Source organism: Xanthomonas sp. BRIP62409 (genome assembly GCF_003992965.1).
Classification (GTDB): Bacteria; Pseudomonadota; Gammaproteobacteria; order Xanthomonadales; family Xanthomonadaceae; genus Xanthomonas; species Xanthomonas euroxanthea.
The window spans coordinates 1-15319 of the sequence record NZ_QEZJ01000009.1 but is presented as its reverse complement, the minus strand read 5'-3'; the positions used below and the strand labels follow the sequence as shown (position 1 = coordinate 15319).

General features: G+C 60.4%; 11 protein-coding genes. All 11 read left to right on the top strand.

The annotated features are described in order from the left end of the window. Positions 1-95 precede the first annotated feature (95 nt). The 11 genes from EO170_RS01200 to EO170_RS01140 all read left to right on the top strand — a co-directional run bounded on the left by EO170_RS01200 (position 96) and on the right by EO170_RS01140 (position 14772). Complete coding sequence (locus EO170_RS01200; protein ID WP_126941912.1) at positions 96-3302, top strand: TonB-dependent receptor; 3207 nt, start codon at positions 96-98, stop codon at positions 3300-3302. 12 nt (positions 3303-3314) lie between these two features. Next, entirely contained in the window at positions 3315-4292 is a 978-nt protein-coding gene (locus EO170_RS01195; protein WP_126941910.1) for a pectinesterase family protein, read from the top strand. Further along, positions 4292-5335, top strand: coding sequence for a pectate lyase (gene pelA, locus EO170_RS01190; protein WP_126941908.1), 1044 nt, complete (start codon positions 4292-4294; stop codon positions 5333-5335). Before EO170_RS01195 ends, pelA begins: the two co-directional genes overlap by 1 nt. A 213-nt stretch (positions 5336-5548) precedes the next feature. Further along, positions 5549-9397 carry a LamG-like jellyroll fold domain-containing protein gene (locus EO170_RS01185; protein ID WP_126941906.1) on the top strand — a complete coding sequence of 1283 codons (3849 nt, stop codon included), beginning with the start codon at positions 5549-5551 and terminating at the stop codon, positions 9395-9397. Positions 9398-10000: 603 nt separating this feature from the next. Next, on the top strand, positions 10001-10300 hold the full coding sequence (locus tag EO170_RS01175; RefSeq protein WP_126941902.1) for a hypothetical protein: 300 nt from the start codon (positions 10001-10003) through the stop codon (positions 10298-10300). Between the two features lie 81 nt (positions 10301-10381). Further along, positions 10382-11407 (top strand): hypothetical protein, encoded by a 1026-nt coding sequence (locus EO170_RS01170; RefSeq protein ID WP_126941900.1) that lies wholly within the window; start codon positions 10382-10384, stop codon positions 11405-11407. 64 nt (positions 11408-11471) lie between these two features. Continuing rightward, on the top strand, positions 11472-11879 hold the full coding sequence (locus EO170_RS01165; RefSeq protein WP_126941898.1) for a hypothetical protein: 408 nt from the start codon (positions 11472-11474) through the stop codon (positions 11877-11879). An 81-nt stretch (positions 11880-11960) separates the two neighbouring features. Further along, a complete protein-coding gene (locus EO170_RS01160) occupies positions 11961-12449 on the top strand; it encodes a hypothetical protein (protein ID WP_126941896.1) in 489 nt (162 codons plus the stop codon). A gap of 321 nt (positions 12450-12770) precedes the next feature. Beyond that, a complete protein-coding gene (locus EO170_RS01150) occupies positions 12771-13157 on the top strand; it encodes a hypothetical protein (protein ID WP_126941892.1) in 387 nt (128 codons plus the stop codon). A 139-nt stretch (positions 13158-13296) separates the two neighbouring features. Further along, positions 13297-13812: a hypothetical protein gene (locus EO170_RS01145; RefSeq protein WP_126941890.1), complete on the top strand. Its 516-nt coding sequence runs from the start codon at positions 13297-13299 to the stop codon at positions 13810-13812. A 303-nt stretch (positions 13813-14115) separates the two neighbouring features. Next, entirely contained in the window at positions 14116-14772 is a 657-nt protein-coding gene (locus EO170_RS01140) for a hypothetical protein (protein WP_126941888.1), read from the top strand. The last annotated feature ends 547 nt before the right edge of the window (positions 14773-15319 follow it).

The window sequence follows — 15319 nt, the reverse complement described above, 5'->3', positions numbered from 1 at the left end:
CTTGCGCAGCGGTGTTGTTGGTCGCCCATTGCGACGCCATGGCCTTGGGGGGCTGAGCGCGTCATTGCAGCCAGTGCCATGGAGAGAGCCGCATCATGCATGTCCGTTCGCGTCGTTCCGCCTCCGTGGCGGCCGCTCGCCTGCCCACCGCGCGTCTGTCGGTGGCCATCGTCCTGGCACTGCATGCGGCCGCTGCCGTCGCGCAGACCACACCGGCCACACCGGCCACACCGCCCACCGATGCGGTGGACCTGGACCGCGTGCAGGTCAAGGCCACCTACCGCGAAAGCCTGCAGCAATCGCTCGATGCCAAGCGCTACAGCGTGGAGCAGGTGGATGCCATCTACGCCGAAGACATCGGCAAGTTTCCCGATCTGAACCTGGCCGAATCGATGCAGCGCATCGCCGGCGTCTCCATCGACCGCGAAGGCGGCGAGGGCAAGCAGATCTCCGTGCGCGGCCTGGGCTCGGACTTCACCCGCGTGCGCATCAACGGGCTGGAAGCGCTGGCCACTGCCGGCAGCGGCAGCGATGGCGTCAACCGCAGCCGCGGTTTCGACTTCAATACCTTTGCCTCGGAACTGTTCAGCCGCGTCACCATCAGCAAGACCCAGTCGGCGCAGATGGACGAAGGCTCACTGGGTGCCACGGTCGACCTGCGCGGCTCGCGCCCGTTCGACTTCGACGGCTTCGAAGCGGCCGCCTCCACGCAATACGGCTACAACGACCTCTCGCGCGAAAAGGACCCGCGCTTTTCCGGCCTGATCAGCAACATCTGGGCCGATGGCCGGGTCGGCGCGCTGATGTCGGTGTCCTACAGCGAGCGCCACCTGCGCGAGGAAGGCTACAACCCGGTGCGCTGGGAGCACGGCAACTACCGCAACTCCAACCAGAGCACCGCCACCAACAATGGCACCTACGGTTTCTGTTCGCCGGTGGGCTACAACCCGCAGACCCCGCGCAACCCGCTGGCCAACGAAACCCCTGCCGGGGTCGGCTCGCAGGCCAACCAGGACCGCAACAACGGCTGGGGCAGCTATGGCATCAGCGCCACCAACTGCGGCACCGGCATCGCGCGCCCGGCCAACACGCCGGAGAACATCCAGGCCTACGAAACCGCCACCAACGCCTGGATTCCACGCTACCCGCGCTATATCCGCACCGACCACGAGATCAAGCGCCTCGGCGTCACCGGCGCGCTGCAGTTCAAGGTCAGCGACGACACCCTGCTGAACTTCGACATGCTGTATTCCAAGCTGGACAAGGACCAGCGCGAAGACTCGGTCGGCGCCAACCTGCACCGCACCGCCAACTTCGGCGGCAAGACCCAGATCGCCGTGCGCGAAGCGCAGGTGGACGACCAGAACCGCCTCACCTACGGCGTGTTCGACAACGTCGACTTCCGCACCGAATCCAGCAACATCGAAGAATCCACCGAGTTCAAGCAGTTCAGCCTGGACCTGCAGCACCGCTTCAACGACCAGGTGCGCGTGAATGCATTGGTCGGCCACTCGACCTCGGACTACGAACGCCCCGAGTTTTCGATGGTGAGCTTCGACAACACCAACCTGGACGGCTTCGTGCTGGACCGGCGCGGCGGCGGCGATTACCCCAGCATGAGTTTCCCCTTCGATGCGGGCAACCCGAATAACTGGCAGTGGTTGGGCTACGGCGCAGTGCCGGTCAACAGCAACGGCACCGCGCGCGGCACCAACATCAGCGAGGTGCGGCTCAACCCGCAGTCGGTGGGCAATACCTTCGACACCGCCAAGGTGGATCTGGAATTCAACATCAGCCCCACCTTCACCTTCCGCACCGGGCTGGCCTACAAGAACTACGACATGGACACGTCGGAGTCGCGCAACATCTCCTACGGGCGACTGGCGCAGGCACTGCCAGCCGGTGTGGGCGTGGGCGATTTGAGCACCAACCTGGACGGCTTTGGCCGCAGCTTGAACGGCAGCTTCCCCACCACCTGGGTGATTCCGGATTTCCAGAAAGTCGCCGACCTGCTCAACATCAATTGCGATTGCGACACCGGCGTGCCCGGCGGCGACTACCGCCTGGCCGATGTCGGCCACTTCGGCTCGTCCAACAACAATTTCGCCGTCAACGAAAAGAGCCTGGGCACCTACCTGCAGCTGGACTTCAACACCGACCTGTGGGGCCGCGCGCTGCGCGGCAACCTGGGCGTGCGCTATGTGCAGACGCAGATCGCCGCCAGCGGCTATGCGCCGTGCACGGCCACCGTGGCCGGTGCGATTTCGCCCAACTGCCAGTCGTTCTTCGGCGTGGCCAGCGCCACCGCCGCGGCCGGCGAGCGCCTGCTGGTGCCCACCACCGTCAACCACAACTACCGCGACATCCTGCCCTCGTTGAACCTGTCCTGGGATGTCAGCGACGAGGTGGTGCTGCGCTTCGGCGCGGCCAAGACCATGGCGCGCCCCACGCTGGCGTATCTGTCGCCCAGCGTCAGCGGCGGCCCCACCCAGTATTTCGACGACGGGCGCTTCTTCTCGATCAACCTGGGCAACCCCAAGCTCGACCCGTTCCGCTCCACCAACTACGACCTCAGCGCCGAGTGGTATTTCCGCGAAGGCTCGCTGCTCTCGGCGGCGGTGTTCTACAAGGACATCGACAGCTACGTGCAGCGCACCCGCGTGCTCAGCACCTGGGAGGCGATGGGCTACTCGCTGGACCTGCTCCCCGCAGGCTTCACGCCGGACACCATCTTCAACGTGCAGAGCTACTTCAACACGCCCGGCGGCCCGCTCAAGGGCTTCGAGCTGACCTACCAGCAGGCCTTCGACTTCTTGCCCGGCTTCTGGCGCAACTTCGGCGTCCAGCTCAACTACACCCAGGTCGATTCCAAGATCAATTACCTGTTCAGTACCGCCGGCAGCAGCAATACCAGCATCACCACCACCGCCACCGAGCGCGACCTGCTCAACCTCTCGCCGCAGTCCTACAACGCCACCGTCTACTACGACGACGGCCGCTTCAGTGCGCGCGTGTCCACCAGTTATCGCGATGGCTACATCAACAACATCCTGGCCCAGGAAGACGTCTACGACCTGGATGGCAAGCGCCTGGTCACCGCCGACGTGACCGGCAAATACAGCGTGGAAAACGTGGATTTCAACATGTCCTACAAGCTCAACGACCAGCTGTCGCTGACGTTTGAGGCCATCAACCTGCTCGACACCCCCGACCGCCGCTACGTCGATTCCATGCTGGAGCTGCCCGACAAGTACACCGTCACCGGGCGCCAGTACTACATCGGCGCGCGCTACAAGTTCTGACAGGAGCAACGCATGCAACTGCATCGCAGGATCGTGTTACGTACTCTCGCCGCCACCGCCTTGCTGGCCGGGCTGTCGCTCGGCAGCACCGCTGCCATCGCCGCCGACCCGGTCTACACCGTGGCCAAGCAGGGCAGCGCCGGCTACCGCACCGTGCAGGCCGCCATCGATGCCGCCGTGCAGGGCGGCAAGCGCGCGCAGATCAACATCGGCGCCGGCACTTACCAGGAACTGATCGTGGTGCCGGCCAACGCCCCGGCACTCAGGCTCACCGGCGCCGGCGCCACCCAGACCATCATCACCTACGACAACTACGCCTCGCGCATCAATCCGGCCACCGGCACCGAATACGGCACCTCCGGCTCGTCCAGCGTCATCATCGCCGGCAACGACTTCACCGCGGAAAAACTCGCCTTCGGCAATCACGCAGGCCCGGTGGGGCAGGCGGTGGCAGTGCGCGTGGATGGCGACCGCGCCGCGTTCCGCAACGTGCGCTTTCTCGGTTACCAGGACACGCTGTATTTGCGTGGCGCCAAGCTGTCCTACTTTCTCGACTGCTATGTCGAAGGCACCGTCGACTTCGTGTTCGGCGCCGGCACCGCGCTGTTCGAAAACGTGCAGCTGCACTCGCTGGGCGATGGCTATCTCACTGCCGCCTCCACCCCGCAGGAGAGCGCACACGGCTTCGTATTCCGCAATGCACGCGTCACCGCTGCCAGCGGCGTGTCGCGCGTGTTCCTGGGCCGGCCGTGGCGGCCTTACGCCAGCGTGAGCTTCATCAGCAGCCAGCTCGGCGCGCACATCGTGCCCGAGGGCTGGAACAACTGGGGCAACACCGCCAACGAGGCCACCGCCCGCTATAGCGAATACCAGAGCAGCGGCGCCGGCGCCAACCCGTCGCGCCGCGTGAAGTGGTCGCGTCAGCTCAGCGCCGCGCAGGCTGCCGCGCTGGATCGCAACACCATCCTCGGCACCTGGAGGCCGTTCTGATGATCCGTTCGCACCTGCTCCGTTTCCACACGCTCGCCTTCGCCGGCGCCTTGCTGCTGGCCCCGCTGTCGGCCATGGCCGACAAGATCGCCGACAACATGCTGTTGCTGCAGACTGCCTCCGGCGGCTGGTCCAAGCAGTACAAGGGCGTGGCCGTGGACTACACCCGCACCTTCAGCGCTGCGGAAATCGCCGAGCTGCAGCAACCCGGGCGCAAGGACGACGCCACCATCGACAACAAGGCCACCACCTACGAGGTCGGCTACCTCTCCACCATTTACAAGACCGAGAAGAACGCCAAGTACGTGGCCGCCGCCAAGCGCGGCGTGGATTACCTGCTCACTGCGCAATACGCCAACGGCGGCTGGCCGCAGTTCTATCCGGACCTGTCGTCCTACCATCACCAGATCACCTACAACGACGATGCGATGGTGCGCGTGCTCAACCTGCTGCAGGACATCAGCGAGGGCAAGGGCGACACTGGCGCGCTGCTGCGTGCCAGCCACGGTGCACGCGCCCGCCAGGCAGTGACCAAGGGCCTGGAATGCGTGCTCGCCACCCAGGTCAAGATCGGCGGCACGCTCACCATCTGGGGCGCGCAGTACGACGAGGTCACGCTCAAGCCGGCCAAGGCGCGCGCGTATGAGCTGGCCTCGCTGGCCTCCAGCGAGTCGGTCAGCATCGTGCGCTTTCTGATGCGCCAGCCCACCCCGTCCGCGCAGATCAAGACCGCGGTCGAGGCCGCTGCGCGCTGGTTCGACACCCACCGCATGCGCGACCTGGCCACCAAGAAGATCGACGACTCCACCCAGGAAACCGGCCAGGACGTGATCCTCATCGCGCAACCGGGTGCGTCACTATGGGCGCGCTTCTACGACCTGCAGAATCAACGCCCGCTGTATGCCAACCGCGAGGGCAAGGCCTTGACCGAGTACATGCAGGTGCCCAACGAGCGCCGCGTCGGGTATGCCTGGCACGGCACCTGGCCGGACAAGCTGTTGAAGGACGACATTCCCAAGTGGCGTACCGCCAACGGTCTGTAGTGGACGCAGCCATCGCACCACCGCACGCGGCGCATGCTGGCGCGCGCAGCACGCAGGCACGGCATGTACGCTCGTACGTGCCGGCCCGCGTGCCCGCCGCCAAGCGTGCGCCGCGTGCCGCGTTGCGGTGGCGCGTTGCAGTGTCTGTCGCCCGTGCGGTGCGGCAGTGGTTTTGAAGCAGTGGTTTTGAAAAGTGGTTTTGAACCAGACGAGGTGCGTGTGCTGAAGGTTTGGATGGGTTTGTTGTGTCTGATCGCGCTGCCGGCAAGTGCGGCCACCCCCACGGCCCCGGAGTTGCTGTTCCGGGTCTCGGCCGACCGCGACCTGCAGGCCGATGTCGCCCGCGGCGACGGCGTGCCCAACTTCCGCGACAAGATCACGCTGGTGCCCACCGGCAAGCGCGGCAACGCCATCGAGTGGGCCGACGACGGCGTGCTGTCGTGGAATGCCCCCGGCAACCTCTACACCCAGCGCGGCACGCTCGGCTTCTTCTGGCGCGCGCGCTACCCAGTGGGCGAGGCGCCATTCGTGATCTTCCGTGTCGGCTACGCCGACCACACCAGCTGGGACATGGCCTGGCTGCGCATCGACTGGAATGGCCACGGCTTCGATGCCTTCGTCACCGACGCCAACCTCGCGCGCACCCGCGTCTCCTTCAAGCTCGACAAGAACCCCACTGCCAGCGACTGGACCCATATCGCCTTTGCCTGGGACGAAACCCGCGGCGTGCGCCTGTATGTGGACGGCAAGGAAGCCGCACGCGTGGACTGCGGTGCATCCTGCGCCAACGGCGGCGCGCTCGACTTCGACGCCGCGCTCGACCAGTTCGGCCTGGCCGGCCGCGTGATGTCGCCGCACCAGGTGCAGAGCCGCTACAACTTCTTGCGCGGCAGCGATTTCGACGAACTCCGCATCTACGACCGCATGCTCGACGCCAGCGGCGCCGCCGCACTCGCCCGCCTGCAGGAGCCCACCACCGCGGAAGCACCCACCGGCGACGCGCAGCACGCCGCCTTCCTGCACCGCTACGGCTGGGACAACGGCCACGTACCGCCTGCACTCACCGCACCGGTCACCCGCATCCGCAAGGTGGAGTTCGCCGATGCGCGCGACCTCAAGCAATGGATGTGGAAGGCCACCGACGGCATCGCCGAAACCACCTGGCCCGGCGTCTACAACCGCTCGCGCCTGCCCGGCCGCAATGACTACTTCCAGCTGCCGGACTGGAACACCTACGTCGAAGGCGGCAAGGCGCTGGACCTCACCCTGCCGGACGAGCCGGTCAACCGCATCGAGCTGCGCGGCGCCGCCTACGGCCAGGCCAGCTACACCGCGCCCGCTGCCGCCGGTGCCGCCACTGCGCAGGCGCAACCGCTGTTCGCACGCGCACAAGGCGTGGTGCGCAGCGTGGACCAGTTCCCCGAGCGCCGCGGCGGCACCCTGCGCTTTGCCAATACCGCGCAGGAAACCCCCATCCAGGAAATCTGGGCCTACAACGTGCAGCCGGGCGCCGTGCCCAAAGGCAGCGCGCAACTCAGCTACACCGTGCGCAGCGACATCCAGCCCGACTACGACAACCTCGCCCCCTTGCGCGATGTCATCGCCGGCCGCTACCCGCCGGGCGAGCGCCAGACCGTCATCGCGCTGCCCACCAAGGCACCCGCGCGCAAGCGCCCCAGCGACAAGGCCGCAGCAAGCGCGCAGCAACCCATCGTGCACATCCTGGTGCCGTCCAGCCTGGGCAACCCGCCGCCGGACCAGGCGCTGATGCGCAGCTGGTCCTACGGCTGGGAGAACATGCACGACGGCCTGGACGGCATCGCCATCACCCTGCCGGCGCTCACCCTGCCGGCCACCCACAACGGCAGCATCCCGCTCAATATCCGCATCAAGGACCCCATCTGGCCCGCGCGCGACATGATCGACGTCTCGGTCGCGGTCGCCCCCGGCCAGGCCCGCACGCTGTGGCTGGACCTGCGCGACCGCATCCTCAGCAACGACAGCCTGATGCTCAGCATCGCCGCCGCCGCGCCCGGCTTCGATGCCAACGCACTCGACGGCACCCAGCTGCAACTGGTGTTCAAGCCGCGCGCCGAGGCCATCAAAGAGCACGTCGCCGACCGCTTCAACCAGGTCAAGGACAACTGGGGCTTCCTGGTCGAAGAGCACACCACCTCCAAGCGCCAGTTGCTCTACAAGCGCCTGGACGCCGACATCACCGACCTGCTGCGCGTCGACCCGGACCACGCGCTTGGGCGCGAATACTGGAACGACATCAGCTACGCCAACCAGGGCGCGTTGCCTGTCGAACTGCCCAGCGTGCCCAAGGGCGTGCCCGCCTGGGCGTTCTGGCAGCTGCAAGACCTCAGCGCCACCCGCCGCTACATCCGCTGGTGGATCGAGCAGCGCCAGGTGGCCTACGGCGATTTCGGCGGCGGCATCTCCGACGACTCGGACCTGGTGCAGCAATGGCCCGGCGTCGCGCTGATGGGCGTGGACCCGGACATGCTCAACGCCTCCATGCTGGCGCTGTCCGATGCCAACTACCGCAACGGCATGTTCACCAACGGCCTGTCCACCATCGAAACCGACGAGCTGCATTCCTACGAGGAGGGCATCAACCTCAACAGCGCCCTGCTGTACCTCAACTGGGGCGACCCGCGCACCATCGAGCGCCTGATGGAAACCGTCAAGGCCTTCGACACCATCATCCAGGTCAACCCGCAAGGCCACCTGCTGTTCGCCAGCAACTGGTTCGGCGGCCGCACCGTCTACCGCGAGCCCAACTGGCAATGGCAAAAGCCGTACTCCTTCCCCATCGTGCACCCGGCCATCCTGCTGGGCGGCTATAACGCCGACCCCAACAGCCGCCGCATCGTCACCGGCCTGGCAGACGGCTACCTCGCCCACGCCTACACCAACGCCAAGGGCAACTGGGCCCTGCCCAACGAGATCAACTGGCAAACCGGCAAAACCCGCGGCGGCGAACTGTTCGAAGGCAGCGGCGGCGCCGACACCTTGCACACCTTCTGGGCCGCCTACCGCTTCACCGGCGAGCAGCGCTATCTCAAGCCGATTGACTACCGCGTCGCCAACAGCGGCCCCAACGGCCTCTCGCTGCTCAACGAAAACTTCCTCGATGTCATGGGCAAGCGCAACGACTGGAGCGGCAAGCTCATCGATGCAGCCAACAAGGACGACGGCAGCGCCCCGGACTTCCCGCACCATGTGGCCTGGGAGCAAACCGGCAACCTCGAGTATCTCGCCGCCATTTACCGCAGCGAGGCACGCGAGAAACTGCAGAACTTCTACATGAACACCGAAGGCCACTGGTGGAGCGACCGCGTGGAATCCCCCACGGTCAACCTGCAACGCGCCCGCCTGGGCGGCGTGGCCCTCAAGCGCAATCAAACCTACCCCGGCCACATTGTGAGCTGGCGCTTTGCCGATCCAGAGGCCGCCACCCAAGTGGCCATCGCCATCCCCGCACCCCAGCAAGACCGCTTCACCGTCATCGCCTACAACACCTCCAATAAAGCGCAGCGCGCCAGCATGACCGGCTGGAACGTCGCCCCGGGCCAATGGCGTATCACCCAGGGCGTAAGCAAAGACAACGACGGCAAGCTCGACAGCAACGCCAAGACGCAAGAGTTCGCTTTCGAAAAAAGCGCGGCCATTGACATCAACTTCCCCGCAGGCCGCACCACCGTCCTGCAGCTCGAGCGCATTGCAGCCACCACCCCGGTCGAACTACGCCCGGACCTGGGCATCGGCCACGGCGATGTACGCGTGACTGCCGATGCCATCGAGGTCACCGTGCACAGCCTGGGCCACGCCGATGCACCGGCCGGGGTTGTGGTGCTGGAGGATGCGCGTGGCAAGGAGTTGGCGCGGGCGGGGTTTCCGGCACTCGCGGCACCACGCGATTTGACGCCTAGGACGGCGGTTGTGCGGTTGGCTTTGCCGAGTGGTAGCGTGGGGAGGCGCGCGCGGTTGCGTCTGGTGACGGGAAGCGAGGTTGCTGAGGTGACTCAACGCAACAACATGCTGGCTGTGCCGTGAAATTAGGCAACAAGCTCAAGTGTTGGATTTCCTAAATATGGTCGTTAGGCCGCAAGGAAGCCGGCGTAACAGGATTGGCCCGTAAAGACGCTGCCTACCAACTGGCGGCAGAGTCAGGGACATAGCGAAAGGGCCATGGGCCTCAAATGCTTATAGCGATTGACCGCGATCAGGGGGGCGGCGAGGATCGTATTATGCCGCGCTTAGGCGGTCCAATAGTAGTTAGGCTGCAAATCAAAATCAGGGGGACTGATGGCAAAGCGCGAAGACCTACAAGACTTGGTTGTTGCGGCGCTGAAAGCTCATGCTGGCTCGGCCAGCATTGTACAGGTTGCTGAACACATCTGGACACACCATGAGAAGGCGCTCCGCGCATCTGGCGAGCTCTTCTTTACGTGGCAGTACGATATGCGTTGGGCATGCACCCGCTTACGGGAGCGCAAAATTGTTCAAGCAGCTGAGGTTTCAAGGCGCGGGGAGTGGCGCCTCGCAGCCTAACAATTCATTCAAGCCGACGCCGCTTCGCGGCGCGGCTTAATTCAGGCGTTAGGCGCGCTTGGTCAACAACCACGAGATCCTCCGAAACCGACAGGAGACGCGAACATGAGCACCACTAGCAATGGGCAAGAAAGGCTGCAAATTAATAGCTCGATGCACTTAACGGGCGAAGTCCTTGAAATCCCAACAACGCCCGCGCCGCAGCGCATGTGGTCCTTCCAGCTTTATGGGAGTCCTGATGCACATCGCCCGCTTGCAACATGGTCAATCCCACAAGACGAGAAGGTGATTGTCCAAGCGAGAAAAACTATAAAACTAGGGAAAAACTGCATCATTCTTTCTGAAAACGATGCTACAGATTTTGCATGCAAACTCGGCATCCCCACCGAATACCCGAAGACCTAGGTCGCGCGCCTAACAATTCAGTCAAGCCGAACCCGCTTCGCGGGTCGGCTTAATTCAGGCGTTAGCCCATCAGGAAGCTCAATGTCCGATATAGACGAAACCGATTACCTGCATGAGGAGCTTCAACGTCAGCTGCGCGACCTGGAGTATGCAAAATTTCGAGAGGCTTCAGTTCGACGCTCGCGTGATAGGAGTCGAATGATGGTTGCACTCATCCTAGCTATCACCACGCTAGGGGCAACGGTTTACACCCTTGCCGGCGGCGCAAATGACTCGCTCAAGATTACCTTGGTCATTGCGCTAGGCGGCGTTTTCGCAGGCCTGGCGCTCTTCTACCTGCGCCCGAGCCAAGTGGTCCGAGAACCCAATATCGATGAAATCAGGTCGTTTAATACCAGAGCCTACATAGACTATGAAATTGAGCGAGCACTCAATAAATCAAAGCACGGCAATAGAGAAGCACTAGATTTCTCGGAGCAGGATAAAACAGCCATTCTTGCAGGCATTCAGGCAAAACTTGAGTCAGACGCGCTACAAGGCTATGTAGCCGGAATCAAGGACATCGCCCTTGCGCGAGTCCGCGAGGAAACATTTGATGAGAGGTTCCAACAGACTCGACGCCGGCTTGGTCAAGAAGTCCAAGATCTTGCGAAGAGAGGAAATCTAAATTTAATTTTGGGCATCCTAACTACCGTATTTGGTCTTGGCATTTTGGGATATGCCGTGTTTACCCCACCCTCGACCGAATCTGTCACTAAACTCTTATCTTATTTTATTCCTCGCGTTTCCCTAGTTTTGCTGATTGAAGTGTTCGCCTATTTCTTCTTGCGGCTTTATAAGCAGAGTTTGAGTGAAATTAAGTACTTTCAGAACGAACTGACAAACATAGAAGCAATAAATTTAGCGCTGCAGGTTACACTCCGTGATGATAATCTCGAAGTGCGCACTCAGGTTGTCGGAGAGCTTGCAAAGACCGAGAGAAATTTCATCCTAGAAAAGGGTCAGACGACGGTAGAGATTGAACGTGAGAGAATTTCCGCACGAGTTGCCAAGAATTTTTCAGAGCAGCTGTCTAGGATTTTTAAAGAGAAGAGCGCGGGCCAATAATTCGTCCAAGCCGACACCGCTTCGTGGCGAGGCTTAACTCTGGAGTTAGAGCTTGGAGACAACTATGGCACAAGTCGTAAAGGGCGATGAAATTCTTTCGGCATTTCTTTCCTCTGATCCAAAGCTATGGCTAAAAGAGCATCAAGCTGGACTTACAAGGCGAGCCTGTTATATCTACGAGGCGCCTATTTCTGAGTCCAACGACATGCTTGTTAAGCACACAGTTCTCATTACACATAAGAACCAATTTTTTCCCACGGCTGCTTCTGTAATTAAAATTAAATCTTCCGTCGTAACAGGAGGTCCAGCGTTCCCGCTCTTTTCAGAGGAATATGAGTTGGATATATCTCCACAGGAGGATCCAGTGGAGCGATGCAATTGGGAAAAATTGGACAACGAGTTTGTCAAGAAGGCGCATGCAATTTCTCAGGCCGCAAGTACCTTTGTGCCGATCCATCGTAGCGTCAGCTAGCCAATATCTAACAGTTCATTTAAGCCGATGCCACGTCGCGACGCGGATTAACCCAAGCTTTAGCGCCCATACGGAGACAGCATGATTAACTTGAATGGGCCGGAAGACACATACAGACAGTTGGTTGAACAGTCCGAAAAGAGCTGGCTGCTGGGTCTATTAGCATTTGCAACGATCGAAGAGCAGCGCATCGAGTGGATGCGACATTACGAAACTCAAAATGGCGCACTGCCCTCAGATCAGTTAGTCCACGACTGGTACCTGCAGCAGCCGAGCGGCGTACTATTGAGAGCAAGCGGTACAGCTGAAAGCGCTTTGCAACTTTACGCACAGGAAGTTGCTTCGACGCTGGAGGAGGACTACCGTCAGGAGATACAACAAAGCACTCTTATCCGAGAGATTCGGTCACATAACAGATTTTGGCCGCAATTTGGCGCTAACGTTGCCGCCGGGCTCCTAAGCACTCTTATTTTCTCAGTGGTTCTTGTCATTCTGGCTGTTATCGTTCTTAAAGATCCATCGCCCGTTGCCTTGATCCGCCAACTGCAGGAGTCACCCAATGGCAAGTGAAAAGACTTCCCGTCGCGCAGCATTAGCAGCATCTAAGGTCCTAAGTGACGGTAGTGGCAGCAAGTCTTCAAAATCAGCAGCTGGCTCTGCTCTATCTCAGTCTCGTAGCAACAAAGTCACTTCCTCATCTGCAGCGTCTGCAGCGTCAAAGACGCTTAGAGACTCATCAACAAGCAAGTCATCAAAAACTTCAGCTGGTTCAGCGTTGACGCAGCGACCGAGTAAGAAAAAGTAGCAAAGGTGGGGCTATAACAATTCATTCAAGCCGAACCCGCTTCGCGGGCCGACTTAATTCAGAGGTTAGCTCGTCCAGGATTTCTCATGGCAACTCGCACGCTAGCTACCAAGTTTTCAGTCCCGGACTACATCAATAACCTTGCCAAGCCTCTGCAGTCCGAGGTACAACAACTGCGTGTAGTCATTCTCGGCGTCGCAGTCGGTATTGGTGAAGAAATGAAATGGAACGCATCTAGCTTTTTTCTTGGTGAACACTTCGCCACCATACGCCTTCGCGGCAAGGTTCCTTCGCAGCTGATCTTGCATCTAGGCGCCAAGAAGGGGGCATCTATTCCAAAAGCGGCGCAATCTCTGATCCTACGGGCCTTCTTAAGTGGTTGGCACCGGATCGTGCATGCATTGATTTCGCCGAGTATTCCACAGTGGCTTCGCGAGCAGGGGATCTCTATGACATCTCGAAGCAGTGGGTGAAGCATGTCCCCGCGCCGACCGCAGGCTAACAACCCGTTCAAACCGAGACCGCTTCGCGGCCTCGTGCAAGCTCTGCTAATTTCACTTGCCCAAGGCGGCAAAGCGGTCCGGCTTAACTCAAGCGCTAGGGGGAATTAAAGTGACCAGCGAGTTTATAGACGCGTACTCTGACGATCAGATTTATCTGAACATGCTTGAGGGCTTGGTGAACGCACACCCTATCGAAGCGAGTGTCCCCGACAGCATCAAATACTCTTCGTTTTCACGCTTATGGGCGGTGATGATGGTGGGTGGCGTGGAGTGCATGATCAAAGAATGGACAGCGAGCCGTCCGAGCCTTTCGGACATCTATGCGTACTTCCAAGATGGATCGAATGACAAACGACTTGAAAGGCTAGAGAACGCATTTAAGTTTCGGGGACTGCCAGTTGACTCCGAAGCATTCCAAGACTATCTAGCGATTAAATACATCCAAAACGCTTATATCCACGCTGAGTGGAGTGCAAGCCAGAGATCGTTTGTAGCTGCTCGTGGCTTCCCAAATGACATCATGCACTTTGATGCAACACTTTTCGAGCGCATGAAAAATTGCTACTTGCACGTCATGAACAACCTTGGCATGGCAAATGCCCTAGAAAGCATGCGTGCCCCCTAACAATTCATTCAAGCCGACGCCGCTTCGCTGAGCGGCTTAATTCAGGTGTTAGTGCGCATAGACGAATTCAGTCGCTAGTCCACGCAAGAAAAACAAGCTACGTTAGGTCTCGGACGTTATGCCGAAAGTGACTCGAAGCAACACGATGAGCCAGCAAGGGTGCGGCCTGACACCTAGCGTTAGGGCAGGTGCATAACTGAAAAGCGGTTTGCTTCAAAATTTCGTAGCGATTGACCGAGGCAAGGGAGTCGGCCAGGATCACGTTATGCCACACTTAGGCGGTCCAACAGTAGTCAGACATCAATGTCCAAGCGTAACCTCATTGAAGAGATCATTTCTAAGCAGTCCCGACTTCATAGGCGAGGAACGCGCGTAGATCTCTTTCGCCGCCGCGTACACCCTCTTGTAAAGGGTTTTAGAGCGATATTAGCCGCTCCCGCAGAAACGACCTATCGAGCGGAGTGGCTAAAGTATGGGGCTATCGGATATATCGCCTGCGTCGAAGGATATTTCCGGCTACTGATCGCGGCCATCATCGACACAGGGGAACCGTACGTTTCCCGCATTACCAATCTGAAGGACATTAGGTTTACGCCTGAGTCTGTAGTCGCCATACATAAGAAGCAGGTCAGTCTCGGAAACTTCATAGCGCATCTACTTCCGGTCAACGGGGTCTCCGATATCAACTCCCACCTTTCTGCCCTGCTCGACATCGATTACCTGAAGCATTATTTAGCTCAGCCGCTAAGCAAGTGGAACCAAGACCCAATTGGCCAAGTATTTGATAAAGACATGGCTCACCTCGAAAGGCTCTTCAAATTAAGGCATTTATATGCGCATGAGCTGGCCACAAAAGAGCGCGTACCTATACGAGAGATGGAAAATTTGATCGGTGCGGCAGCGGCATTCGTTACGCTAACAGAACGAACTATAGTGGAAGGCTGGCAGATTGATGCTTGACGATTCGTCTAAGCAGACGCCGCTTTGCGGCGCGGGAAAAACGGGGTCGTGAAAAGCGGATAAGGGGTCAGAGTCATTTTCATGCCCCATCTGAAACGGCGACAGCCGTGTTGGATTTTTTTGATCGACGCTTGCTACCCCAACCAGTTGACATCCCAACAAACCCGCAGCAATCTCTACCACAAGGAGCGTAGAAACTCCTCAGAGAGCGGTACCCACCTCCGTCAAACCGGTGGGTTTTTTGTGCCTGCAGATTCTGTGGGTGCAACCGACGCGATGCCTGCGTCGGGAGGGCGGCTAATACAACACCCTTCGGGGAAATACGCCCGCCGGCTCTCTGCGGTTTCTAACCTCCCGACATCCCGTCGCCACCCGGCGGCGGGGCCTGCTCGTCAAGGAGGGCTTTGCCATGCGTCGATCCACGTCCCGTCCCACATCCGCACGCAAGCGCGCCACGGTGCCGCCGCCCACCGAGGTCGTCTGGCGCTCGCTCGACCCAACGATCACGCCGCGGCCCTACCTTGACCGCCCCGCCATCCCCGAGCCC